Source organism: Achromobacter sp. 1011811831 (genome assembly GCF_059760905.1).
This window is the reverse complement of the sequence record NZ_JCBANG010000005.1, coordinates 54,717-77,671: the sequence shown is the minus strand read 5'-3', so window position 1 is coordinate 77,671 and position 22,955 is coordinate 54,717. Positions and strand designations below refer to the sequence as shown.

At 67.3% G+C, this 22,955-nt stretch carries 27 protein-coding genes; 15 read left to right on the top strand and 12 right to left on the bottom strand.

Features of this window, described 5'->3' with window-relative positions; translation table 11 throughout:
* Window positions 1-261: 261 nt before the first annotated feature.
* Entirely contained in the window at window positions 262-1,425 is a 1,164-nt protein-coding gene (gene metK / locus AC6LJ9_RS03640) for a methionine adenosyltransferase (protein ID WP_498140513.1), read from the bottom strand.
* Between the two features lie 274 nt (window positions 1,426-1,699).
* Between metK and AC6LJ9_RS03635 the strand changes: the two genes are divergently transcribed.
* Genes AC6LJ9_RS03635 through xerC form a run of 5 tightly spaced genes read left to right on the top strand, consistent with a single transcriptional unit; the run spans window position 1,700 to window position 6,143 of the window.
* Window positions 1,700-2,566, top strand: a complete 867-nt coding sequence (locus AC6LJ9_RS03635; RefSeq protein ID WP_498146453.1) for a lysophospholipid acyltransferase family protein — start codon at window positions 1,700-1,702, stop codon at window positions 2,564-2,566.
* Window positions 2,567-2,609: 43 nt separating this feature from the next.
* Window positions 2,610-3,503, top strand: a complete 894-nt coding sequence (locus tag AC6LJ9_RS03630; protein ID WP_212320194.1) for a lysophospholipid acyltransferase family protein — start codon at window positions 2,610-2,612, stop codon at window positions 3,501-3,503.
* 28 nt (window positions 3,504-3,531) lie between these two features.
* On the top strand, window positions 3,532-4,443 hold the full coding sequence (gene dapF / locus AC6LJ9_RS03625; protein WP_498146452.1) for a diaminopimelate epimerase: 912 nt from the start codon (window positions 3,532-3,534) through the stop codon (window positions 4,441-4,443).
* A 4-nt stretch (window positions 4,444-4,447) separates the two neighbouring features.
* Window positions 4,448-5,125, top strand: a complete 678-nt coding sequence (locus AC6LJ9_RS03620; RefSeq protein WP_498146451.1) for a DUF484 family protein — start codon at window positions 4,448-4,450, stop codon at window positions 5,123-5,125.
* A 31-nt stretch (window positions 5,126-5,156) separates the two neighbouring features.
* Window positions 5,157-6,143: a tyrosine recombinase XerC gene (xerC, locus tag AC6LJ9_RS03615; protein ID WP_212322691.1), complete on the top strand. Its 987-nt coding sequence runs from the start codon at window positions 5,157-5,159 to the stop codon at window positions 6,141-6,143.
* Window positions 6,144-6,164: 21 nt separating this feature from the next.
* On the opposite strand, the gene AC6LJ9_RS03610 is transcribed toward xerC, so the two are convergent.
* The 6 genes from AC6LJ9_RS03610 to AC6LJ9_RS03585 are packed head-to-tail and all read right to left on the bottom strand — an operon-like array spanning window position 6,165 to window position 10,717.
* Complete coding sequence (locus AC6LJ9_RS03610; protein WP_498146487.1) at window positions 6,165-7,280, bottom strand: nickel/cobalt transporter; 1,116 nt, start codon at window positions 7,278-7,280, stop codon at window positions 6,165-6,167.
* Window positions 7,280-7,963, bottom strand: coding sequence for a DUF1007 family protein (locus AC6LJ9_RS03605; RefSeq protein WP_498146450.1), 684 nt, complete (start codon window positions 7,961-7,963; stop codon window positions 7,280-7,282). Before AC6LJ9_RS03605 ends, AC6LJ9_RS03610 begins: the two co-directional genes overlap by 1 nt.
* Window positions 7,924-8,913, bottom strand: a complete 990-nt coding sequence (locus AC6LJ9_RS03600) for a metal ABC transporter substrate-binding protein (RefSeq protein ID WP_498146449.1) — start codon at window positions 8,911-8,913, stop codon at window positions 7,924-7,926. Before AC6LJ9_RS03600 ends, AC6LJ9_RS03605 begins: the two co-directional genes overlap by 40 nt.
* 18 nt (window positions 8,914-8,931) lie before the next feature.
* Window positions 8,932-9,798, bottom strand: coding sequence for a metal ABC transporter permease (locus tag AC6LJ9_RS03595; protein WP_498146448.1), 867 nt, complete (start codon window positions 9,796-9,798; stop codon window positions 8,932-8,934).
* Window positions 9,795-10,553 (bottom strand): metal ABC transporter ATP-binding protein, encoded by a 759-nt coding sequence (locus tag AC6LJ9_RS03590; protein WP_498146447.1) that lies wholly within the window; start codon window positions 10,551-10,553, stop codon window positions 9,795-9,797. The genes AC6LJ9_RS03595 and AC6LJ9_RS03590 overlap by 4 nt, the downstream gene beginning before the upstream one ends.
* Window positions 10,550-10,717, bottom strand: coding sequence for a hypothetical protein (locus AC6LJ9_RS03585; protein ID WP_498146446.1), 168 nt, complete (start codon window positions 10,715-10,717; stop codon window positions 10,550-10,552). Before AC6LJ9_RS03585 ends, AC6LJ9_RS03590 begins: the two co-directional genes overlap by 4 nt.
* Before the next feature lie 196 nt (window positions 10,718-10,913).
* On the opposite strand from AC6LJ9_RS03585, the gene AC6LJ9_RS03580 reads away from it, so the two are divergent.
* The 3 genes from AC6LJ9_RS03580 (at window position 10,914) to dksA (ending at window position 13,755) form a co-directional block, all read left to right on the top strand.
* A complete protein-coding gene (locus AC6LJ9_RS03580; protein WP_103271601.1) occupies window positions 10,914-11,417 on the top strand; it encodes a Fur family transcriptional regulator in 504 nt (167 codons plus the stop codon).
* 617 nt (window positions 11,418-12,034) lie between these two features.
* Window positions 12,035-13,162: a CobW family GTP-binding protein gene (locus AC6LJ9_RS03575; RefSeq protein WP_212321886.1), complete on the top strand. Its 1,128-nt coding sequence runs from the start codon at window positions 12,035-12,037 to the stop codon at window positions 13,160-13,162.
* A gap of 128 nt (window positions 13,163-13,290) precedes the next feature.
* Entirely contained in the window at window positions 13,291-13,755 is a 465-nt protein-coding gene (gene dksA, locus AC6LJ9_RS03570; protein WP_006389752.1) for an RNA polymerase-binding protein DksA, read from the top strand.
* Window positions 13,756-13,913: 158 nt separating this feature from the next.
* Here the strand turns inward: dksA and AC6LJ9_RS03565 are convergent, their stop codons facing one another.
* Window positions 13,914-14,183, bottom strand: a complete 270-nt coding sequence (locus AC6LJ9_RS03565; RefSeq protein WP_498146445.1) for a hypothetical protein — start codon at window positions 14,181-14,183, stop codon at window positions 13,914-13,916.
* Between AC6LJ9_RS03565 and hslV the strand changes: the two genes are divergently transcribed.
* Complete coding sequence (gene hslV / locus AC6LJ9_RS03560) at window positions 14,169-14,708, top strand: ATP-dependent protease subunit HslV (RefSeq protein WP_103271603.1); 540 nt, start codon at window positions 14,169-14,171, stop codon at window positions 14,706-14,708. The genes AC6LJ9_RS03565 and hslV overlap by 15 nt on opposite strands.
* A gap of 70 nt (window positions 14,709-14,778) precedes the next feature.
* Window positions 14,779-16,113 carry an ATP-dependent protease ATPase subunit HslU gene (hslU, locus tag AC6LJ9_RS03555; RefSeq protein ID WP_498146444.1) on the top strand — a complete coding sequence of 445 codons (1,335 nt, stop codon included), beginning with the start codon at window positions 14,779-14,781 and terminating at the stop codon, window positions 16,111-16,113.
* Window positions 16,114-16,170: 57 nt separating this feature from the next.
* Here the strand turns inward: hslU and AC6LJ9_RS03550 are convergent, their stop codons facing one another.
* From AC6LJ9_RS03550 to AC6LJ9_RS03540, 3 genes are all read right to left on the bottom strand, one after another.
* Window positions 16,171-16,632 carry a DUF2846 domain-containing protein gene (locus tag AC6LJ9_RS03550; protein ID WP_498146443.1) on the bottom strand — a complete coding sequence of 154 codons (462 nt, stop codon included), beginning with the start codon at window positions 16,630-16,632 and terminating at the stop codon, window positions 16,171-16,173.
* Window positions 16,629-17,036 (bottom strand): hypothetical protein, encoded by a 408-nt coding sequence (locus AC6LJ9_RS03545; protein ID WP_498146442.1) that lies wholly within the window; start codon window positions 17,034-17,036, stop codon window positions 16,629-16,631. Before AC6LJ9_RS03545 ends, AC6LJ9_RS03550 begins: the two co-directional genes overlap by 4 nt.
* 108 nt (window positions 17,037-17,144) lie before the next feature.
* Window positions 17,145-17,450 carry a copper-binding protein gene (locus tag AC6LJ9_RS03540; RefSeq protein ID WP_103271605.1) on the bottom strand — a complete coding sequence of 102 codons (306 nt, stop codon included), beginning with the start codon at window positions 17,448-17,450 and terminating at the stop codon, window positions 17,145-17,147.
* A gap of 210 nt (window positions 17,451-17,660) precedes the next feature.
* Here AC6LJ9_RS03540 and AC6LJ9_RS03535 point away from each other — a divergent pair, with 210 nt between their 5' ends.
* From AC6LJ9_RS03535 to rfbC, 5 genes are all read left to right on the top strand, one after another.
* Window positions 17,661-18,218, top strand: coding sequence for a cob(I)yrinic acid a,c-diamide adenosyltransferase (locus AC6LJ9_RS03535; RefSeq protein ID WP_498146441.1), 558 nt, complete (start codon window positions 17,661-17,663; stop codon window positions 18,216-18,218).
* Window positions 18,219-18,302: 84 nt separating this feature from the next.
* Entirely contained in the window at window positions 18,303-19,364 is a 1,062-nt protein-coding gene (gene rfbB / locus AC6LJ9_RS03530; protein ID WP_498146440.1) for a dTDP-glucose 4,6-dehydratase, read from the top strand.
* A gap of 55 nt (window positions 19,365-19,419) precedes the next feature.
* Window positions 19,420-20,316, top strand: a complete 897-nt coding sequence (gene rfbD / locus AC6LJ9_RS03525) for a dTDP-4-dehydrorhamnose reductase (protein ID WP_498146439.1) — start codon at window positions 19,420-19,422, stop codon at window positions 20,314-20,316.
* Complete coding sequence (gene rfbA / locus AC6LJ9_RS03520; protein WP_498146438.1) at window positions 20,313-21,194, top strand: glucose-1-phosphate thymidylyltransferase RfbA; 882 nt, start codon at window positions 20,313-20,315, stop codon at window positions 21,192-21,194. The genes rfbD and rfbA overlap by 4 nt, the downstream gene beginning before the upstream one ends.
* Window positions 21,194-21,742: a dTDP-4-dehydrorhamnose 3,5-epimerase gene (gene rfbC / locus AC6LJ9_RS03515; protein ID WP_498146437.1), complete on the top strand. Its 549-nt coding sequence runs from the start codon at window positions 21,194-21,196 to the stop codon at window positions 21,740-21,742. The genes rfbA and rfbC overlap by 1 nt, the downstream gene beginning before the upstream one ends.
* A 100-nt stretch (window positions 21,743-21,842) precedes the next feature.
* Here rfbC and lipA read toward each other — a convergent pair whose 3' ends face one another.
* The gene (lipA, locus tag AC6LJ9_RS03510) at window positions 21,843-22,844 is read right to left on the bottom strand and encodes a lipoyl synthase (protein ID WP_212319191.1); all 1,002 of its coding nucleotides are present in this window, start codon (window positions 22,842-22,844) and stop codon (window positions 21,843-21,845) included.
* Window positions 22,845-22,955 lie beyond the last annotated feature (111 nt).

Genomic DNA, 22,955 nt, shown 5'->3' with positions numbered 1-22,955 from the left:
GAGGGCCAGTCAAACAGATTCCGTCGCACAGCGTCAAGGCATCGATCATGGGAAGAATCTGAAAAACATCTTGAACGCCGAACGGATGCCGATGGCTTGATTTCCATCACTACGGGCTGGGCATGCTCTGCATGGATCGCGAACGGAGATTCCCATTCCACACAAACGACAAAAAGTCTCGAACAACAAAAAACCCCGACACCGTTACCGATGTCGGGGTTTTGCCGGACAGCCATGCTGTCCGATGCAAGCAATCAGCGCTTAAACCGCCTTCTTCAGTTCCTGCACCTTGTCCGTGGCTTCCCACGAGAATTCCGGCTCGGAACGGCCGAAGTGGCCGTAGGCGGCGGTCTTGGTGTAGATCGGGCGCAGCAGGTCCAGCATGTTGACGATGCCCTTCGGACGCAGGTCGAAGTGGTCGCGCACCAGCTTGGCGATCTGGTCGTCAGGGATGACGCCGGTGCCTTCGGTGTAGACGGTGATGTTGATGGGCTCGGCCACGCCGATGGCGTAGCTGACCTGCACCTGGCACTGGCGCGCCAGGCCGGCGGCCACGATGTTCTTGGCCACGTAGCGGGCCGCGTAGGCGGCCGAGCGGTCGACCTTGGACGGATCCTTGCCCGAGAACGCGCCGCCGCCGTGCGGGCACGCGCCGCCGTAGGTGTCGACGATGATCTTGCGGCCGGTCAGGCCGCAATCGCCTTGCGGGCCGCCGATGACGAAGCGGCCGGTCGGGTTGACCAGGAACTTGGTCTGGGGCGTGATCAGGCCTTCGGGGAAGCTGGGCTTGATGATGTCTTCGATGACGGCTTCACGGATCGCGGCTTGCGAGATCTCGGGCGCGTGCTGGGTCGACAGCACCACGGTGTCGACTTCCACCGGACGGCCGTTGACATAGCGGAAGGTCACTTGCGACTTGGCGTCCGGGCGCAGCCACGGCAGGCGGCCGTCCTTGCGCAGCTCGCTCTGGCGCTGCACCAGGCGGTGCGAGTACCAGATCGGCGCGGGCATCAGGTCGGGGGTTTCGTCGCAGGCGTAGCCGAACATCAGGCCCTGGTCGCCGGCGCCCTGGTTCAGGTAGTCCTCGGAGCTGCGGTCCACGCCCTGGGCGATGTCGGGCGACTGCTTGTCGTAGGCGACCAGCACCGCGCAGCCCTTGTAGTCGATGCCGTATTCGGTGTTGTCGTAGCCGATGCGGCGGATCGTGTCGCGCGCGACCTGGATGTAGTCGACGTTGGCGGTGGTGGTGATCTCGCCAGCCAGCACGACCAGGCCGGTGTTGCACAGCGTCTCGGCGGCCACGCGGGCGTTGGGGTCCTGCGTGAAGATGGCGTCCAGGATCGAATCGGAGATCTGGTCGGCTACCTTGTCGGGGTGCCCTTCGGAGACGGATTCGGAAGTGAAGAGAAAATCGTTGTTGGCCACAGATGCGTCCTTTGCTGCCCGCTTGGCGCAGGCGTTGGTTCACAAGGCGCGTAGCACCCCGGACTGCATGACATAGTGCTTTCTGGGCGCGACGCTTTAGCGGATTCGACAGGGACCGCGCATCGCGCCAGCCCCCTGTCGTCGCCCCGCAAGTTGTCGGTTAACTCGGCGACCTGCTGATTTTAAGCGAAAATGCCATCCTTATGCTTGCCCGGGACCTGCCCCTGTTTCCCGAGCACCGGCACGACCATGCCCGACTTTGACCCTTTGCCGCATGCTTCTCGCCCTGTTCCGCCTGTTCGCCTCCCTGCCCCTGCCGGCCGCGCACGCGCTCGGCCGCCTGGCCGGACGGCTGGTCTATGCCTGCCCGGGCAAGTACCGGCGCCGGCTGCAGGCCAATGCCGCCCAGGCCGGCTACCCCGATCCGGCCTTCGCCCGGCGGGCCGCGGCCCAGGCCGGCGCCATGATCCTGGAAATGCCCCGGGTATGGTTCCGCAATGAGCAGAGCCTGGCCCAGGTGGTGTCGGACGACAACGAGGTGGTGGCGGCCGCGCGCGCCGAGAACCGCGGCATCCTGTTCCTGACGCCGCACCTGGGCTGCTTCGAGATCACCGCCCGCTACCTGGCGCGGCTGATGCCCATGACGGTGATGTTCCGCCCGCCGCGCAAGGACATCCTGGCGCCTCTGCTCGAGACGGCGCGCAACAGTTCGGCGGTCAACGCCGTGCCCGCGACCATGCAAGGCGTGCGGGAATTCGTGCGCGCGCTGCGCCGCGGCGAATCGGTGGGCATGCTGCCCGACCAGGCGCCCGGCGTGGGCGACGGCGTCTGGGCGCCCTTCTTCGGACGCATGGCCTATACCATGACGCTGCCGGGCAAGCTGGCCACCCAGACCAGCGTGCCCATCATCCTGACCGCGGGCGAGCGCCTGCCGGGCGGCCGTGGCTGGCGCATCCACTATGTGCGCGTGCCCGAGCCGCTGCCGGCCGAGCCCGAGGCCCAGGCCGCGCTGCTGAACGCCGCCATGGAAACGCTGATCCGGCGCTGCCCCGAGCAATACCTGTGGAGCTACAACCGCTACAAGACGCCGCGCGGCGCGCCGCCGGCCCCGCAGGCCGACGCGGCCCCGACCGCCGGCTGAGCCGGAACGCCGCTCCGCAGTCCCGGTATTTCATTCCTACGCCATGAGCAATCCCAAGAAAACACGCACGCTCGTTACCCTGATGAAATGGTTCGGCCGCATGCGGCCGTCCACCCGGCTGCGCGTCGGCGCGGCACTCGGCTGGCTGGCCCTGAAGCTGGCGAAGTCGCGCGTGCGCATCGTGCGCAAGAATCTTGAGCTGTGCTTTCCCGACCAGCCCGAGGCGGTGCGCGAGCGCTGGGTCGCCGAGCACTTCCGCGCGCTGGCGCAGTCGATCGTGGACCGCGGCGTGCTCTGGTACGGCACGCCCGAGGCAGTGCGCGAGCTGGTCACCGAAAGCGGTTCCGAACGCATCAACGACCTGACCGCGCAGGGCCGCTCCGTCATCCTGCTGGCGCCGCACTTCATCGGCCTGGACGCCGCCGCCACGCGCCTGACCATGGAAGTGCCCAGCGCCGCCACCATGTACACGCCGCAGAGCGACCCGCACATCGACGCGCTGGTCGCCGCCGGCCGCGCCCGCTTCAACGAGGTCTTCCTGGTCAGCCGCAAGGACGGCGTGCGCGACCTGGTGCGCCACCTGCGCGCGCCGCGCCCGGTCTATTACCTGCCCGACATGGACTTCGGCCGCCAGGGCGCGACGTTCGTGCCCTTCTTCGGCGTGCAGGCCGCCACGCTGCTGGCCACGGCCCAGCTGGCCAAGAAATGGGATGCCGCCGTCCTGCCGGTGCTGGACTTCTGGAATCCCGAGACCGGCAAGTATCACGCCGAGGTGCTGCCGCCGCTGGAGAACTTCCCCGGCGAGGACACCCTGGAAGAAGCCACCGCGCGCCTGAACCGCGAACTGGAAGCCTGGGTGCGCCGCTGCCCCAGCCAGTATTACTGGGTGCACCGCCGCTTCAAGACCCGCCCGCCGGGCGAGCCCAAGATCTACTGAGGCCGCCCGCCTGCCCGCGCCCCCGGGAATGGGCGATAATCCCGCCATGAACTGGAACTTCACCAAAATGCATGGCGCGGGCAACGATTTCGTCGTCCTGGACGGCGTGCGCCAGACCATCGAGATGACGCCCGAGCGCGCCCGCGCGCTGGGCGACCGGCATTTCGGCGTCGGCGCCGACCAGATCCTGCTGGTCGAGCGCGCCACCCGGCCGGACGCCGATTTCCGCTACCGCATTTTCAATGCCGACGGCAGCGAGGTCGAGCATTGCGGCAACGGCGCCCGCTGCTTCGTGCGCTTCGTGCATGAACAGGGCCTGTCCGACAAGAACCCGCTGCGCGCCGAGATCTCCACCGGCATCCTGGTGCTGGACGAAGGCGACGACGAGCAGGTCACCGTGGACATGGGCAGCACCCGCTTCCAGCCGTCCGCCCTGCCCTTCGACACCGCCGGCCTGGCTTCGCGCCAGCAAGGCCAGGACACGCTGTGGGCGCTGGAACTCGATGCCCCCGCCGGCCTGCCGCGCTCGGTCGAAGTATCGGCGGTGGCCATTTCCAACCCGCACGCGGTGCAGGTGGTCGACAATGTGGACGCCTTCCCCGTCGGCGTGATCGGCCCGCTGGTCGAGACCCACGCGCGCTTTCCGCGCCGGGTCAACGCCGGCTTCATGCAGGTCATGGACCGCAACAACATCCGCCTGCGCGTCCATGAACGCGGCGCCGGCGAGACGCTGGCCTGTGGCACGGGCGCCTGCGCGGCTGTGGCCGCCGGCATCCGCCGCGGCCTGCTCGACTCGCCGGTGCGCGTCCAGGCGCGCGGCGGCGTGCTCACCGTGGCCTGGGACGGCGCGCAGCTGCGCATGACCGGCCCGGCCGAATCCGTATTTTCCGGGCAGATCGACATCGACAAGCTCGTCTTTTCCATGGCGCTGAACCGCTGACCCCATGACCGATACCGCATTCACCGCCCAAGACATCGCCGCCTTCCTGCAGGAACATCCCGGCTTCTTCGACGAGCACGCCGAGGTCTTCGCCACGCTGCAGGTGCCACACCCGCACGGCTCGCGCGCCATCTCGCTGGGCGAGCGCCAGATCATGACGCTGCGCGAGCGCAACCGCGAACTGGAATGGCGCATTAACGAGCTGGTGCGCAACGCCAGCGCCAGCGAGAGCATCGGCGCGCACATCGCCAAGTGGTGCTGCCGCCTGCTGTCGGAATCCGAGCCGCAGCGCGTGCCGGGCGAGATCGCGCTGGGCCTGGCCGAACAGTTCGACCTGAACCATGTCGCGCTGCGCCTGTGGAACCTGTCGGGGCAACCCGACAACGGCTACGGCGAGCGGGTAAGCGCCGACCTGCGCGCCTTCGCCGACAGCCTGAAGGCGCCGTACTGCGGCACCGACACCGGCTTCGAGGCCGTGGCCTGGCTGGACGCCAAGCCCAAGTCGCTGGCCCTGGTGCCGCTGCGCCTGGAAGCCGACGGCCCCAGCGTGGGCCTCTTGGTGCTCGGTTCGGACGACGCCGAACGCTTCAGCCCGGACATGGGCACCACCTTCCTGGAATCCATCGGCCAGCTGGCCTCGGCGGCCCTGCACCGCCTGGAGCCGGCCGCGCCCAAGGCCTAGCGCCGCCCAGGCGGACGCGACGGATGACGCCATGACGCAAGCCGACACTGCCGACGCCCCGTCCGAACCGCTGCCCGGTCCCATGCAGGACTGGCTGCGGCACCTGGAAGCCAACCGCCGCTACTCGCCGCACACGCTGGCCGGCTACCGCCGCGAACTGCATTTCCTGCACGAACTGGCAGGCAAGGCCGGCCAGCCGCTGGACAAGCTGGCCAACGGCCACATCCGCCAGTTCGTGGCGCGATTGCACGCGCAGGGCCGCGGCCCGCGCAGCCTGGCCCGCACGCTGGCCGCCTGGCGCGGCTTCTACAAATGGTGGGCGCCATCGATGGACATGGCTGGCAATCCGGTGGCCGGCGTGCGCGCGCCCAAGGCCCCGCGCGCCCTGCCCAAGGCGCTGTCGGTGGACCAGACCCAGGCACTGCTGGACCGCGCCCCCGCCCAGGTCGCCAACGAACCGGCGGCCCTGCGCGACCAGGCCATGTTCGAACTGTTCTATTCCAGCGGCCTGCGGCTGTCTGAACTGGTCGGCCTGGACCTGCGCTACGAGCGCTCCGCGCAATACGAGTCCCGCGGCTGGCTCAACCTGGATGAAGCGGAGGTCGTGGTGCTGGGCAAGGGCGGCAAGCGCCGTTCGGTGCCCGTGGGCCAGGCCGCACTGGCGGCCCTGCGCAAGTGGATCGCGGCGCGGCCGCAGCTGATGCCCTTCAGCGCCGCGCCCGAGGATGCCGCCGCCCTGTTCCTGGGCGCGCGCGGCCGCCGCATCTCGCCGCGCGTGGTGCAGCTGCAGCTGGCGCGCGTGGCGCGCGAGGCCGGCCTGCCCACGCATGTGCATCCGCACGTGCTGCGGCACAGCTTCGCCAGCCACGTGCTGCAATCGGCCCAGGACCTGCGCGCCGTGCAGGAAATGCTGGGCCACGCCAACATCTCCACCACACAGGTCTACACGCGCCTGGACTTCCAGCATCTGGCCAAGGCCTACGATCAGGCGCATCCGCGCGCCGGCCGCAAGTCCTGACGGCGGCCGTTCGCGGACGCCTCAACCGCCGCCGGCCAGCATCCCGCCCAGCAGCAGAATGCCCAGCAGCAGCACCGCCAGGGCCGCCAAGGCCTCGACGCCGTAGCGCAGCCGCGCCGCGCCGGCGCTGGACAGGCGCGCGCCCAGCCGGTTGGCCGCGCCGCCGGCGGCCACCGCCAGGCAGGCCAGCGCGGCGACCGTCAGCCCCGTACCCAGGCCCATCGCCAGGGCCGATGCGATGCCGGCGGCGAAGAATCCCTGCGATAGCGAAAAGACCAGCACGATCAGCGCGCCGCTGCAGGGCCGCAGCCCGACCGCCAGGATGGCCGACACGGCGCGCCGCCAGTTCATCGGCCCGGCGACCTGCTCCGCCGCCGGCGCATGGGCGTGGCCGCAACCGCAGTCCTCGTGATGAACGTGATCATGCTCGTGATGATGCGTCGTCGCATGGCCCTGTCCGCCCGGCGCCGACACGCGCACGGCGATTGCCCGCAGCGCCGCAGCACCCTTGGGCGGGGATGCGGCCAGCGCCTGAACGGCAGGCGGCGCCGTGCGCCGCGCATCGGCCCTCCGCCGAAGCAATGGCCTCAGCGCCTTGAGCCAGACCAGCCAGACGCCCAGCAAGGTCACCAGCGCATACGAGGCCAGCTCCAGCCAGCGCGTCGCCTGATTCATGACGGCCGCCGTGGCATCGAAAACCAGCGCCAGCACGGCGACCAGCGCGATCGCCACCAGCGCCTGGATCAATGACGACAACAGCGCCAGCAGCGCGCCGTTGCGCGCGGTCTGCCGGTTGGCCAGCACATAGGAGGAGATCACGGCCTTGCCATGCCCCGGCCCCAGGGCGTGGAAGACGCCGTAGGCGAAGGACAGGCCCGCCAGCGCCCAGGCCGCGCCGCCCTCGGCCTGCCAGGCCCGCACGGCGCCGGTCAGCTGGCGGTAGAAGTGCGTCTGCCAGGCCGAGACCTGGCCGAAGAAGCCCGCCAGCCAGCCCGGACCCGCCATGCCGCCACCGCTCTCGGGCACGCCGAAAGGATGCGCGGACTGTGACCAGGCCGGACCCGCCCACGCCAGCAGCACCGCCAGCGCGAGCGCCAGGACCGGGGACCAGGCGCGCAACGTGCCGGCCAGCCGCATCACGGGCAGCGAACCTCGATGCGATGCGTGAGGCCCTTGGTGATGGCGAACAGTTCTTCCGGCAGCGCGTCCGGGTCGGCCGGAATCGCGGCCAGCTGCTGCATGGTGTTCCAATCCAGTTCCTTGGGCTTGCGGTAGGCCCGGTTGCAGGCCGCGGCCTGCGGTCCGCCCAGCGTGACCGCGTCCTTTTCGTCGAACGCGTAGGCGACGAAATAGGTCGGGTCATAGATGTCGATCTGCGCGCCGTCCGCGCCCAGCGCCATGGGCTCGGCCAGCGGCAGCGTGAAGGCCAGCGACAGGCGGCCGGCCTTCGCGTCCCAGTCCACGCGCGCATCGCGCGGCGCGGCGAAAGCCGCGCTCTTGCCATCCACGGACACGCGCGTGAAGTAATGCGAGATCGGCTCGCCCAGCGCCTTCATCCAGTCGCGCGCCATGCCGGCGCGCGTGTCGGCGGCCAGCGAGCCGTCCTTGCTTTTCTTCAGGCCCTGCGTGGCATAGGCGCCGAACATCTCGTCAAATAGCCAGACCTGCCGCACGGCGGTGATGCGCTTGTCCGCGTCCAGGTCGATCACCGCGCGCGCGTCGATCCACATGTGGGGATGCGCGCTGGCGGCCGAGGCCGCCAGCAGGCCGGCGGCAACGCTCAGGGCTGCAAGGCCGCGGCGAGTTGGCGTGCGTTCCATTCAAACATTTCCAGGTAGGTGGCGCCGGGCTGTCCAGGCTTGGACAGGGCATCGGAATAGAGCGTACCACCCACCTTCGCGCCGGTTTCGCGCGCGATCTGCTGCACCAGCCGTGGGCTGGTGATGTTCTCGACGAACACGGCCGGCACGCGCTCGCGCTTGACCTGTTCGATGATGCGGGCCACGTCGGCGGCCGATGGTTCGGCGGCGGTGGACACGCCGGCCACGGCGATGAACGTCACGCCGTAGGCATCGCCGAAATAGCCGAACGCGTCGTGCGAGGTGACGACCTTGCGGCGCTCGGCGGGAATCGCTGCGAAGGTCTGGCGGATCGCGGCGTCCAGCTTCTCGATGCGCACGCCGTAGGCGAGCGCGCGCTGGCGATAGGCGTCGGCATGGGCGGGATCCGCCGCCGCCAGGCCCTCGGCCACGTTGCGCGCGTAGCGCGCGCCGTTGGCCAGGTTCTGCCACGCGTGCGGATCGGCGTCGCCGTGGTGATGATGGTGCCCGCCCTTGTCGCCATCGGCATCGCCTTTGCCATGGTCGTGGTCGTGGTCGTGGCCATGATCATGCCCGCCGCCGGCGAACTTGCGCGGCGTCACACCTTCGGACGCCACCACCTTCCTGCCGGCGAAGCCCGAGGCCTTTTCCAGCCGCGGCAGCCAGGCCTCGAAGTCCAGGCCATTGACGACCAGCAGCTGCGCGCCAGCCAGCTTCTTGGCATCCGCGGGCGTGGGCTCGTATTCGTGGGCGTCGCCATCGGGACCGACCAGCGTGCTCACGCTCACATCCTTTCCGCCAACCTCGCGCACGATGTCGCCCAGGATGGAAAAGCTGGCCACCACCTTCAGCGGTTCGGCCGCGTAGGCCGGCGTCAGGGCGGTGGACAGGCACAGGCCGGCGGCGGCCAGCAGGGCGCGCCGGCGCGGCGCGGAGATGAAATCGTTCATGGCGGATCTCCGGAAGAATCAGGCGCGGCCGGCAAGACGGCGCGCCCGCAGCAGCCCGCCTCGCGGGCCGCCGACGATGGAAAAGAGGTAACAGCCGCCCGCGGCCAGGATGATGGCGGGCGAGGCGGGCACATTGAAGTGATAGGAAACCAGCAGGCCGGCCACGGACGAGAACAGCCCCAGCCCGGCCGCCAGCGGAATCTGGCGCGCGGCGGACAGCGCCCAGAAGCGGGCCGATGCGGCGGGCAGCATCATCATCCCCACCACCATCAGCGTGCCCAGCACCTGGAAGCCCGCCACCAGGTTCACCACCACCAGCACCAGGAAGCCCATGTGCACCCAGCCGCCCGCGCCGCCGCTGGCGCGCAGGAATCCCGGGTCCAGGCATTCAGCCACCAGCAGGCGATAGATGGCGGCCACCACCAACAGCGTGACGCTGGCCGTGCCCGTGACCAGCAGCAGGGCATCGTCATCCAGCCCCAGCACGGTGCCGAACAGCACGTGCAGCAGGTCCATGTTGGAGCCGCGCAGCGACACCAGCAGCACGCCCAGGCCGAGCGAGATCAGATAGAAGGCGGCGAAGCTGGCGTCCTCGCGCAGCGGCGTGAGCCGCGCCACCAGGCCCGACAGCAGCGCCACCGCCAGGCCGGTCAGGATGCCGCCCAGCATCATGGCCCACAACGACAGCCCGGACAGCAGGAAGCCCGCCGCCACGCCCGGCAGAATGGCGTGCGACATGGCGTCGCCCATCAGGCTCATGCGCCGCAGCACCAGGAACACGCCCAACGGCGCGGCGCCCAGCGACAGCGCGCAGGCGCCGGCCAGGGCGCGCCGCATGAAGCCGTAGTCCAGGAACGGCGAAACGATCCAGCCGGCCAGCGTCATGCCAGGCTCCCGCCTTGCCGCTCGCGCGCGGCACGCAGATGCGCCTCGCTCAAGGCCTCTTCCGTGCGGCCCCAGGCCACGACGGATCCGGACAGCAGCAGGCATTGCGGAAAATGGCCGCGCACGACATCCAGGTCGTGCAGCACGGCGATCACGGTGCGGCCCTGCTGGTGCAGGCCGCAGAGCAGCGCCATGAGCTGTTCGGCGGTATGGCTGTCCACGGCGGCGAAGGGCTCGTCCAGCAGCAGCACCGGCGCATCCTGCACCAGCATGCGCGCGAACAGCGCGCGCTGCATCTGGCCGCCGGACAGGGCATCCAGGCCGCGGCCCGCCTCGGCGGCCAGGCCCACGGTCTCCAGCGCCTGCATGCAGCCGTCGAGTTCCTCGCCACGGTAGCGGCGCCAGGCGCCGACCCGCCGCCAGGCGCCCATCGCCACCAGCTCCAGCACCGTCATGGGAAAACTGCGATCCAGCTCGGCGGCCTGCGGCAGCCACGCCAGGCCGGCGCGGCCCGCGCCGGCGATCCGCAAGGCGCCGGCCATCGGGGGCAGCACGCCCATGATGCCCTTGATCAGCGTGGACTTGCCGGCGCCGTTCGGACCGACCACCGCGGTCATGCCGCCGGCGACGAAGCTGCCGGAGACGGAGCGCAGCGCCGGATGCCCGTGCCAGCCGAAGGAGATCTGGTCGAGTTCGATGGCGGCGTCGGCGACGGCGCAACCCGCGGCGGACCCGGGCGGCAGCGCGGCGCTCATGCGCCCCACCAACCCAGCGCCCAGCTGGTCAGCGCCCACAGGCCGCCGGCGGCCAGCGCCGCGCCGGCCATGCGGCGCCATGCGGAAACCAGGAAAGCGGAACGGGCAAGACGCCGCGCGGGCGTGGCGCCCGGCCTCGGCGGCAGAAGCGTGAAGTGGGACATACGGCGAAAAGCAAGAAAAAGGCGGCGGGCGGCGAAGCCGGGAGGAGCTGAGCTCAGGCTAGTTTCTATTATGTTATATCATAACTAATCCACTTGGATTTTCCTGGACCCGCCCGCATCTGGAGGTTTTCTGCTACCTTCCAGCCATCGCGCGCGCGGCGCGCGTGCTTCACCCCCTTGATAGATATCGCCCGCCATGCCCGCTACGCCCCGCTCTCCCCGCAGTGACACCGTAGGCGCCCAGCTCAGCGTCGCCGAAGCGCTGTGCGAACAGCGCGGACGCCGCCTCACGCCCATCCGCCGCAAGGTGCTGGAACTGCTGCTGCGCCACGGCCGCAGCCTGAAGGCCTACGAATTGCTGGACGCCATGCGCGAAGTGCACCCTGGCGCGGCACCCCCGACCGTCTACCGGGCACTGGATTTCCTGATGGACGAAGGCCTGGTCCACCGCCTGGACGCCGTCAACGCCTGGAGCGCCTGCCACGACGCAGGCGGCGCGCCGCATGATCTGCTGGTGGTCTGTACCGGCTGCGGCGCGGTGGCCGAGCTGTCCGATCCCGCCATGAGCCGCCAGCTGGCCGAACGCGTAGCCCAGACCGGCTTCACGCTGGCCACCCACGAAACCGAGATCCGCGCGCTCTGCCCGCAGTGCCAGCAGAAGCAGCCCGCCGACGCCGGCCACCACAACCACCGGCACTGAGCACCGTCCGGCAAGGGCAGCGACAGGGGCGGACAATCCGCCCCTTTTATTTTGCACGCCGCCCGCATTCCCCAGGTGCCCCACAAACGCGGTCGCGCGGAGCCGGCTCCGCCGGTCCGCAGCGGCGCCCCCTTGAGGAGGACGCGCCGCAGGCGCTCGGGGGTGGGTCTCCCCCTCGGAAGCGCCGCAGGCGCTTCGTGGGTGAACCTTCCCATGGCCTCCCCTACTCTTGAAACCGGGCAAACCGCCCCCAAATAGTGGTATCGCCCGATACTTGATGGCGTACAGCCGCGATCTGGCCGGGCTCCGGCCCCGGGTTATTCCGGGGGTTTGCCCCCCGCCCCCGACTGTGCTGTAATCCTGCGTCCGGTCGCCATTGGCGGCCTTCGCAGCCCGTGGCAGAACGACATCCGGCAGGTGGCTGCACCGATCGCAGCGCCGGCTTGGCGGCCCTGGCGGGCCAGGAGACGCAACGCGTCCTGGCAGTCACAGTGCCGGCAATCCGCGAAAGATCGGCTCACATCCACCGGCACGCCCACTTGGCGGTCGCCGCAAGCGGCGCCGCTGGACCGCCCGCCTAGTCCCTGTCTGTTTAACTTCACGCAAGCAGCTTCGCCATGAACACCCCGCGCAGTTTGGACAAAATGGTTCCCGTCACCATCCTCACCGGCTTTCTCGGTGCGGGCAAGACCACCCTGCTCAAGCGCATCCTGACCGAATTCCATGGCCGCCGCGTCGCGGTCATCGAAAATGAATTCGGACCGGAAAGCATCGACAACGACCTGCTGGTGCAGGACCGCGACGAGGAAATCATCGAGCTGTCCAACGGCTGCGTCTGCTGCACGGTCCGCGGCGACCTGATGCGCACGCTGTCCGACCTGCGCGCCAAGCGCCAGGCCGGCGAGCTGAACTTCGAGCGCGTCATCCTGGAAACCACCGGCATGGCCAACCCCGGCCCGGTGTGCCAGACCTTCTTCATGGACGACGACATCGCCGAGTACTACCGCCTGGACGCGGTGGTGACGGTGGTCGACGCCAAGCACGGCATGGTCACGCTGGACGAACAGTCCGAAGCGCAGAAGCAGGTCGGCTTCGCCGATCGCATCCTGATCTCCAAGCGCGACCTGGTCAACGAAGCCGACTACGAAGCGCTGCGCAACCGCCTGGTGCACATGAACCCGCGCGCGCCGATCACGCCGGTCAACTTCGGCGAAGTGGACCTGAAGTCCATCATCGACATCAGCGGCTTCAACCTGAATTCCATTCTCGACATCGACCCGGACTTCCTGGCCGATGAGCACCCCGACGCGGCCCACAACCATGCCCACGGGCATGACCACGGCCACGATCACGGCCATGGCCACGATCACGACGATCATGAGCACGCCGGCGAGTGCGGGGCGCATTGCAATCATGCCCATCACCATCATCACCACCAGCACGACGACGAGATCGGCGCCTTCGTGTTCCGCTCGAACAAGCCGTTCGATCCGGCCCGCCTGGAAGAATTCCTGGGCGGCGTGGTGCAGGTCTATGGTCCCGACCTGCTGCGCTACAAGGGCATCCTGTACATGAAGGGCATCAACCGCCGCATGTTGTTCCAGGGCGTGCACATGATGATGGGCGCCGAACCCGGCAAGCCGTGGACCGCGGCCGAAAAACCGTCGACCAAGATGGTCTTCATCGGACGCAAGCTGCCCCAGGAAATTTTCACCCGGGGCTTGGAGCAGTGCCTGGCGGGGTAAACCCCCGTCCTGGATACGTGACGCGATGCGACGAAGGCAGTACTGTGAGGTACGAATAGCGTAGGCAGAAGGCAGCACGAACCGGGAAGGGATCCCGCGCCAGGATCGATTCATAGTGGAGTGTTTACATGGCTACCAAGGCAGCAACCAAGAAATCAAGCAAGTCGACGAGCGATACGGCGATTGATCTGCCCAGCGAAAAAGAATTGCTGGCCATGCCCGAGTCCGACTATATGAACGAGCGCCAGCTGGCGTTCTTCAAGGAACGGCTCAAACAACTCGAACAGGACATCCTGGCCAACGCCGGCGAGACCACCGAGCACCTGCGGGAAACCCAGTTCGTGCCGGACCCCGCCGACCGCGCCACGATCGAGGAAGAGCACGCGCTGGAACTGCGCACGCGCGATCGCGAGCGCAAGCTGCTCAAGAAGGTGCAGCAGTCCATCGCCCGCATCGACAGCGGCGAATATGGCTGGTGTGAGGAAACCGGCGAACCCATCGGCATCCCCCGCCTGCTGGCCCGCCCCACGGCCACCCTGTCGCTGGAAGCGCAGGAACGCCGCGAAATGCGTCAAAAACTCTACGGCGATTGAGCTTGCCCCCTCGAAGCGCTTACGCGCTTCCCCCAGGGGCACCGCTACGGACCGGAAGGTTGAGACCCGCCCCCGAGCGCTACGCGCTTCCCCCCCAGGGGCGCCGCTACGGACCGGCAAAGCCGGCTCCGTGCGGCCCCGATGAAGTGGCATCGGCTTCATGCGTCGGGAGTGGCTGGGGGGGTGACAGGATGGTTTTGCAGATACGTTCCGTAATCCGTCCGTCGTGCTGAAAGGCTATGCTGGTTTCCAGCATGGCCTTTTTCTTTTTCCGGAACGAAGATGGCCATGCGGCGGCTCCGGGTCGATGGCGCGCCTTGTGCCGCCCGGTCTTTGTCCGCTTCCAGGCCGCTGCGCCGCGCCTTGAATTTTTCCGGCCCGCCCCCAGCTAGTCCTTTCAAAGGAAGGAACGCATGGAACAATTTCACGCCACCACCATCGTGTGCGTGCGTCGCGGCAACCGCGTCGCACTGGGCGGCGATGGCCAGGTCACCCTGGGCAACATCGTCATCAAGGGCACGGCGCGCAAGATCCGCCGCCTGTACCACGACAAGATCCTGGCCGGCTTCGCCGGCGCCACCGCCGACGCGTTCACGCTGCAGGAGCGCTTCGAGGCCAAGCTCGAGAAGCACCAGGGCAACCTGATGCGCGCGGCGGTCGAACTCACCCGCGACTGGCGCACCGACCGCGTGCTGCGCCGCCTGGAAGCCATGCTGATCGTGGCCGACGCCGAGCACACGCTGGTGCTGACCGGCAACGGCGACGTGCTCGAGCCCGAGCACGGCCTGGCGGCCATCGGCTCGGGCGGCGCCTATGCCCAGTCGGCCGCGCTGGCGCTGCTGCGCAACACCGAGCTGTCACCCGAGGCCGTCGTCAAGCAGTCGCTGGAAATCGCCGGCGACCTGTGCATCTACACCAACCAGAACCACGTCATCGAAACGCTGGGCGAATGACGCACGCCGCACGGCGCGCCCACAGCGCCGCGCTGCCCCCAACCCCGCCTAGCCCGAAGGACCCGCTCTCATGTCCGCATCCAACATGACGCCCGGAGAAATCGTCTCCGAACTCGACAAATACATCGTCGGCCAGAACCGCGCCAAGCGCGCCGTCGCCGTCGCGCTGCGCAACCGCTGGCGCCGCCAGCAGGTGGCCGAGCCGCTGCGCCACGAGATCCACCCCAAGAACATCCTGATGATCGGCCCCACCGGCGTGGGCAAGACCGAGATCGCGCGCCGCCTGGCCAAGCTGGCCAACGCGCCCTTCATCAAGATCGAGGCCACCAAGTTCACGGAAGTGGGCTACGTCGGCCGCGACGTCGACACCATCATCCGCGACCTGACCGAATACTCGATCAAGCAGACCCGCGAGCTGGAAATGCGCCGCGTGCGCACCCAGGCCGAGGACGCCGCCGAAGACCGCATCCTGGACGCGCTGGTGCCGCCGGCCCGCGGCGTATCGGGCGAGCCCGAGCGCGGCGAGGACAACAGCGCCCGCCAGACCTTCCGCAAGCGCCTGCGCGAAGGCAAGATCGACGATCTGGAAATCGAGATCGAAGTAGCCCAGGCCGCGCCGCAGATGGACGTGATGACGCCGCCCGGCATGGAAGAAATGGCCGAGCAGCTGCGTGGCATGTTCGCCGGCCTGGCGCGCGACAAGACCAAGCCCAAGAAGATGAAGGTGCGCGACGCCTTCAAGCTGATCGTCGACGAGGAAGCGGCCAAGCGCATCAACGAGGAAGACCTGCGCACCGCCGCCATCAACAATGTCGAACAGAACGGCATCGTCTTCCTGGACGAGATCGACAAAATCGCCGCCCGCCAGGAAACCGGCGGCGCCGACGTGTCGCGCCAGGGCGTGCAGCGCGACCTGCTGCCGCTGGTCGAAGGCACCACGGTGAACACCCGCTACGGCATGGTCCGCACCGACCACATCCTGTTCATCGCCTCGGGCGCCTTCCACCTGTCGCGCCCGTCCGACCTGATCCCCGAGCTGCAGGGCCGCTTCCCGATCCGCGTCGAACTGGATTCGCTGTCGGCCGAGGATTTCGTGCGCATCCTGTCGTCCACCGACGCCTCGCTGACCAAGCAGTACACCGCGCTGATGGCCACCGAGGGCCTGGAGCTGGAGTTCACCGAGGAAGGCGTGCGCCGCCTGGCCGAGCTGGCCTACGACGTCAACGAAACCACCGAGAACATCGGCGCGCGCCGCCTGTACACGGTGATGGAGAAGCTGCTGGACGAGCTGTCGTTCGATGCCACCTCCACCAGCGACAAGACGGTGCGGATCGACGCCGCCTACGTCAACGCGCAACTGGCCGAAGCGGCCAGCAGCCAGGATCTGGCGCGCTACGTGCTGTAAAACGATCGGGCGGACGGATGCAGCCATCCGTCCGCCCGATCGGCAAGCACCCGCAGACTACTTGGCCGCCGTCGGTGCCCCCAGCGGCTTGCCCGTATAGCTCAGGCCGCTCAGCTCTTTCTGGGCCTTCTCTGGCGTTTCCAGCTCCAGCACGATGCGGCCCACCAGCAGACCCACCGACGGGGAGCTGCGCACGTACTTGGTTTCGCCCGCATCCAGCACGAAACTCAGCGTCTTTTCCGTCTCGGTGGACGCCGCTGCCTTGTACGCACCCTGGGGCCTGTCCACATAGAAGAACCCGCCGGGCTGCGAACGACCCACCACTTCATCGTTCAAACGGATATCGGTCTGCAAGGCCGCGCCGAACATCGATGCCGAACGCAGGAAATAAATACGCCCTTCTCCCGTTTGCACCGCCGGAATGCTGGATGCCATCTGCGCATGCTTCACGCCCGAAGCACATCCGGCCATCATGACCGAAACCAGCGCCGCCAGGGTAATCTTCACTGCTCGCTTCACTGCAAACCTCCAAGCTTCAAGGGAAGAGGAGACGCCAGCGCCGAGTAGGCCTGGTCTCCCGGTAGATAGAACCCTACGAGGGTTCCGCCAGAAACCACCAGCCAGGCCTCGTGCACTTGCCTGCCTTCAATCGTGAAGACCGTGCCGACTGGACGGAATACCTCGCCTTCTGCAATGGCGCCCGCCGCTCGCCAGAGACTGCCCTTGCCGATTTCGCGCTTGAACCCAGTGGGCAGCTTCACCACCAGCGTTTCCTCGACGCTCCGATTCGGCTCCTGCCCGACTGCGGCTGCCGGAGCCGCCAGACGGGATGGCGCGTACTGCACGGGCGCCGCGCAAGCCGCAATCAAGCACACGAGCGTCGACGCCCCCACCCAATACAACCAGCGATTCGTGTTGAACATTGGACATGAATAAATGAACCAATAATTTTCTCATTGTAACTACCCATCACAGTCAACGGCCATAAAAAAACGGCGCTATGCGCCGTTTTCTTCAACCCCTGGACAGATTCAATTACTGATCGCCGTCACCACATACTTGCCGTCCTTGCGCTCGGCGGTGAACTTCACCTTGTCGCCGGCCTTGATCTTGGCCAGTAGCGCCGGATCGGCTTCGTACACCAGCGTCATGGCTGGCAGGTCCAGCGCCTTGATGGCGTCGTGCTTGATCGTCACCTTGCCGGCGGCCGGATCGACGCGGCGCACCTCGCCGCTGGCGTCGGCCTGCTGGGCAAAGGCCAGCGGCGTGGCCAGGGACACGACCGCCATCGCGGTGGCGATCGCCATGGGGGTGGCGTATCTGCGGTTGAAAGCCATGGACTCATCCTCCTGTAGCAACGAAAGCCTGCGCCGGACCGAGGCCGCGAACGCGCTTTCCACAATGCTAGGATAGCGCCCGAACGCAACAGTTCCCCACCGATTACGCAACAATTCCGACGTTTGTTTGCGGCGCGCCCCGGTGAACCCGGCCCGGGCTTACCAAGCCGTCGATTCCCTAACGCTTCGTCACCGACTACAGGAGCCGCCATGGCCAACCGCCTATCCGTCATCGCCACCCGCACCGGGGACGACGGCACCACCGGACTGGGGGACGGCTCCCGCTGCGCCAAGGACGCCCCCCGCGTGGCGGCGCTGGGAGACGTGGACGAACTGAACAGCGCCATTGGCCTGCTGCTGACCGAAACACTGCCCGAGGACGTGGCCGCGGACCTGCTGGCCATCCAGCATGACCTGTTCGACATGGGCGCGGAGCTGTGCATACCGGGCCATGCGGCGCTGAAAGAGGAACAGATCGCCCGCCTGGACGCCCGGCTGGCCCACTACAACGCGGCGCTGCCGCCCTTGCGCGAGTTCATCCTGCCCGGCGGCTCGCGTACCGCCGCGCTTGCGCACGTGGCGCGCGCGACCTGCCGGCGCGCGGAACGGGCGGTGGTGGCGCTGGCGCGCACCGACAACGTCAATGCGCCGGTAAGACAGTATTTGAACCGTCTGTCGGACCTGATGTTCGTGCTGGCGCGGCATCTGAACGTCGCGGCCGGTAAAACCGATGTCTTCTGGAGCAGCAGCCACTCCCGGCAAGGCTGATTGCGGACAGCGCGGGGCTTTGCGGCATAATGGATTATCTGCACGCCCACGCGGAATGCGTCCTTTCCGAGGCCCTTGAAGACAATGAGTATTCTTGTTACTGGTGGCGCCGGCTTTATTGGCTCGAATTTTGTGCTGGATTGGCTGGCTCAAGACGATGAGCCAGTAATCACTCTGGACAAACTGACCTACGCGGGCAATATCGCGAACCTGGCCTCGTTGAAAACCCACCCTGGGCACATATTCGTGCACGGCGATATTGGCGACAGCGCGCTGGTGGCCAGCTTGCTGACCCGACATCAACCCAGGGCCATCCTGAATTTCGCGGCCGAATCGCATGTCGACCGGTCCATATACGGGCCGGGCGCATTCATTCAGACCAATATCGTCGGCACCTTCAACCTGCTCGAAGCCGTCCGCGAATACTGGAATCCGCTGCCCGAGCCCGCCAGGCGTCATTTCCGGTTCCTGCACGTGTCCACGGACGAAGTCTATGGATCGCTGGATGCCACGGCGCCCGCCTTCACGGAATCAAGCCGGTACGAACCCAACAGCCCATACTCGGCGAGCAAGGCGGCGAGCGACCATCTGGTGCGCGCCTATCACCATACCTATGGGCTGCCGGTCCTGACGACGAACTGTTCGAATAACTACGGGCCCTATCATTTTCCCGAGAAACTGATTCCGCTGGTTATCCATAATGCGCTGGCCGGCAAGCCCTTGCCCATATACGGAGACGGCCAGCAGATTCGCGACTGGCTTTACGTCAAGGACCATTGCAGCGCGATACGCCGGGTGCTGGCGGACGGCGAGTCCGGGGCGACCTACAACGTGGGCGGGAACAACGAAAAGGCCAATCTGGACGTTGTGCACGCCCTGTGCGAATTGCTCGACGAACTCCGCCCGCGCCGCGACGGCCAGAGCTACAGGACGCAGATCAGCTTCGTCAAGGATCGGCCGGGACACGACCGGCGCTATGCGATCGATGCCTCGCGCCTGGCTCGCGAACTGGGATGGCAGCCCGCCGAGACCTTTGAGACCGGATTGCGCAAGACCGTCATCTGGTACCTGCAGAACCCGGCCTGGGTTTCCAATATCGTTTCCGGGGCGTACCGCGACTGGGTCCAGACCCACTACCAGGCCTAGCGCCCAGGCGGCCCGGCCGCCCTCGCCCGACAGATGCCCGTGAACCCGGTGCCCCATGAAAATCCTACTCCTAGGCAAGAACGGACAGATCGGCCATGAACTGAGGCGCTCCCTGCTGCCATTGGGCACGGTCGTGGCGCTTGGCAGGCAGGAGGCCGACCTTGCGGATGCCGGGCAATTGAGCGCCGCGCTCGAAGCGCAAGCGCCCGATATGATCGTGAACGCCGCGGCCTACACGGCCGTGGACAAGGCCGAGTCGGATCCCGTCATGGCGCGCGCCATCAATACCGATGCCGTCCGCGTGCTGGCCCGCTACGCACGGGATCATGGCGTCCTGCTGGTGCAGTATTCGACGGACTACGTCTTTGACGGCGCCCAAGGCACGCCATACCAGCCCGGCGACGCGACGAATCCACTCAGCGTCTACGGCGTCACCAAGCGCGATGGCGAAAGCGCCATCCTCGACAGCGGCTGCCGCGCCCTGATCCTGCGTACCAGCTGGGTCCATTCGGCGCACGGCGGCAACTTCGTCAAGACCATCCTGCGACTGGCCCGGGAACGCGACGCGCTGAATATCGTGGCCGACCAGCATGGCGCGCCCACATCGGCCGAACTGATCGCCGATGTCACCGCGCACGCCATCGCCGCCAGCCAGCGCGGCGCCCTGCCCCACGGCATCCATCATCTGACGGCGCGGGGCGAGACGACCTGGCACGGGCTCGCGCGATACGTGGTGTCGCGGGCGCTGCGACAAGGCGTCGCGCTGCGCGCCAGCGCCGGCGCCATCCACCCCATCGCGACTCAGGACTACCCGCTGCCGGCCGCGCGGCCCCGGAATTCCCGCCTTGATACCCGCAGCCTGAGCGACTCGCTCAAACTGCAGCTGCCCGACTGGACGGTGCACGTCGACCGGACCGTGGATCAACTCACGTCATTGGAGCAAGCCGCATGAAGCGCAAAGGCATCATACTGGCCGGCGGTTCCGGCACGCGGCTGCACCCGGCCACCCTGGCGATCAGCAAGCAGCTGCTGCCCGTGTTCGACAAGCCGATGATCTATTACCCGCTCAGCACGCTCATGCTCGCGGGCATCCAGGACATCCTGGTCATTTCCACGCCCCAGGACTCGCCGCGTTTCCAGCAGCTGCTCGGATCCGGCGAGCAATGGGGACTGAACCTGCAATACGCGGTGCAGCCCTCGCCCGACGGCCTGGCCCAGGCCTTTCTCATCGGCGATACGTTCATCGGCAACGCCCCCTGCGCGCTGGTGCTGGGCGACAACATCTTCTACGGCCACGATCTGACGTATCTGCTCCAGGACGCCAACGAACGCCAGCATGGCGCGAGCATATTCGCCTACCACGTCAACGATCCCGAACGATATGGCGTGGCAGAGTTCGATGCGAGCGGCAAGGTGCTGTCGCTGGAAGAAAAGCCCAAGCAGCCCAAATCCAACTACGTGGTGACCGGCCTCTATTTCTACGACCAGCAGGTCGTGGATATCGCCAGGCAGATCCGGCCGTCCGCCCGCGGCGAACTGGAAATCACCGACGTCAACCGGACCTACCTGGAACAAGGCCAGCTTGCCGTGGAAATCATGGGACGCGGCTATGCCTGGCTGGATACCGGCACGCACGAGTCGCTGCTGGAGGCAAGCCAGTTCATTTCCACTCTGGAAAACCGCCAGGGCCTGAAGGTCGCCTGTCCCGAGGAAATCGCCTATCGGCGCCAATGGATTTCCGCCGCGCAGCTCGAAGCCCTGGCCGCGCCCATGGCCAAGAACGGTTACGGCAAATACCTGCAACGCCTGCTGGTGGAAAAGGTCTACTGATGCAAGCCACCCGATTGGCCATTCCCGATATCGTGCTGTTCGAACCCAGGGTCTTCGGCGATGACCGGGGCTTCTTCATGGAGAGCTTCAATCAGCATGTCTTCCAGCAGCTGACCCGGCTGGACACGACCTTTGTCCAGGACAACCACAGCAAGAGCGCGCGAGGCGTGCTGCGGGGCCTGCACTACCAGCTGGCGCCAAAGGCGCAAGGCAAGCTCGTGCGCGTGGTGCGCGGCGCGGTGTTCGATGTCGCGGTCGATATCCGGAAGAGCTCGCCCAGCTTCGGGCAATGGGTCGGCACCGAGCTCAGCGAAACGAATCGCCGCCAGCTCTGGATCCCGCCCGGCTTTGCCCACGGCTTCCTGGTCTTGAGCGAGTCCGCCGAATTCCTGTACAAGACGACGGAATACTACGCACCCGACCTCGAGCGTTGCATCATCTGGAACGACCCCCGGTTGGCGATCGACTGGCCCGCCGGCATGGACCCTCAGCTTTCCGCCAAGGACCAGCAGGCCCCGCCGTTCGCGGCGGCGGAGTATTTCCCCTGACGCCTGCGGCCGTGCAAAGAAAAACGGACCGGACGGGCGTAGAGCCCTGTCCGGTCCGTCATGGCCGTGAATGCGGCCGGGCCGTCGCCGGCCCCGGCGCTCAGTTGACGCCCGCCGCGTGCGCCTGCTCGTCCGCATGGTACGAAGACCGCACCATCGCGCCCACCGCCGCGTGCGTGAAGCCCATCGCATAGGCCTCGCGCTCGAACATCGCGAACGTATCCGGATGCACGTAGCGCAGCACCGGCAGATGGTGCTCCGACGGCTGCAGGTACTGGCCGATGGTCAGCATGTCCACGTTGTGCTCGCGCATGTCGCGCATCACCTGCAGGATTTCCTCGTCGGTCTCGCCCAGGCCCAGCATCAGGCCGGACTTGGTCGGCACCTCGGGATGCAGCTTCTTGAACTCGGCCAGCAGCTTCAGCGAGTGCAGGTAGTCCGAACCCGGACGAGCCTGCTTGTACAGGCGCGGCACGGTTTCCAGGTTGTGGTTCATGACGTCCGGAGGACCGGCGTTCAGGATGGTCAGCGCGCGGTCCAGGCGGCCGCGGAAGTCGGGCACCAGCACCTCGATGCGGGTGGTGGGCGACAGTTCGCGGATATGCGTGATGCAATCGACGAAATGGCCGGCGCCGCCGTCGCGCAGGTCGTCCCGGTCGACCGAGGTGATGACCACGTAGGACAGCTTCATCGCGGCGATGGTGCGCGCGAGGTTCTCGGGTTCCTTGGGGTCCAGCGGATCGGGACGTCCGTGGCCCACGTCACAGAAGGGGCAACGGCGCGTGCACTTGTCGCCCATGATCATGAACGTGGCCGTGCCCTTGCCGAAGCATTCGCCGATGTTGGGGCAGGACGCTTCCTCGCAGACCGTGTGCAGGTTGTGCTCGCGCAGGATGCGCTTGATGTCGTAGAAGCGCGAGCCGGGCGCGGCGGCCTTGACGCGGATCCATTCCGGCTTCTTCAGGCGTTCGGCCGGAACGATCTTGATCGGAATGCGCGCGGTCTTGGCCTGCGACTTCTGCTTTTGCGTCGGATCGTAGGCCGCGGCGGAAGCGGCGGCGGATTCGTCCGAGGGGACAGGGGACTCGACAAGCGTGGACATGAGGCACCTTCATGACCGGCGCGCCCAGGCGCCCGGTCCGAGACAAAAAAGGGCATTTTACCCTCCATGGCCCCGCCGCGCCCGCCGGGGGGCCATCCAGGGGCGACGCCG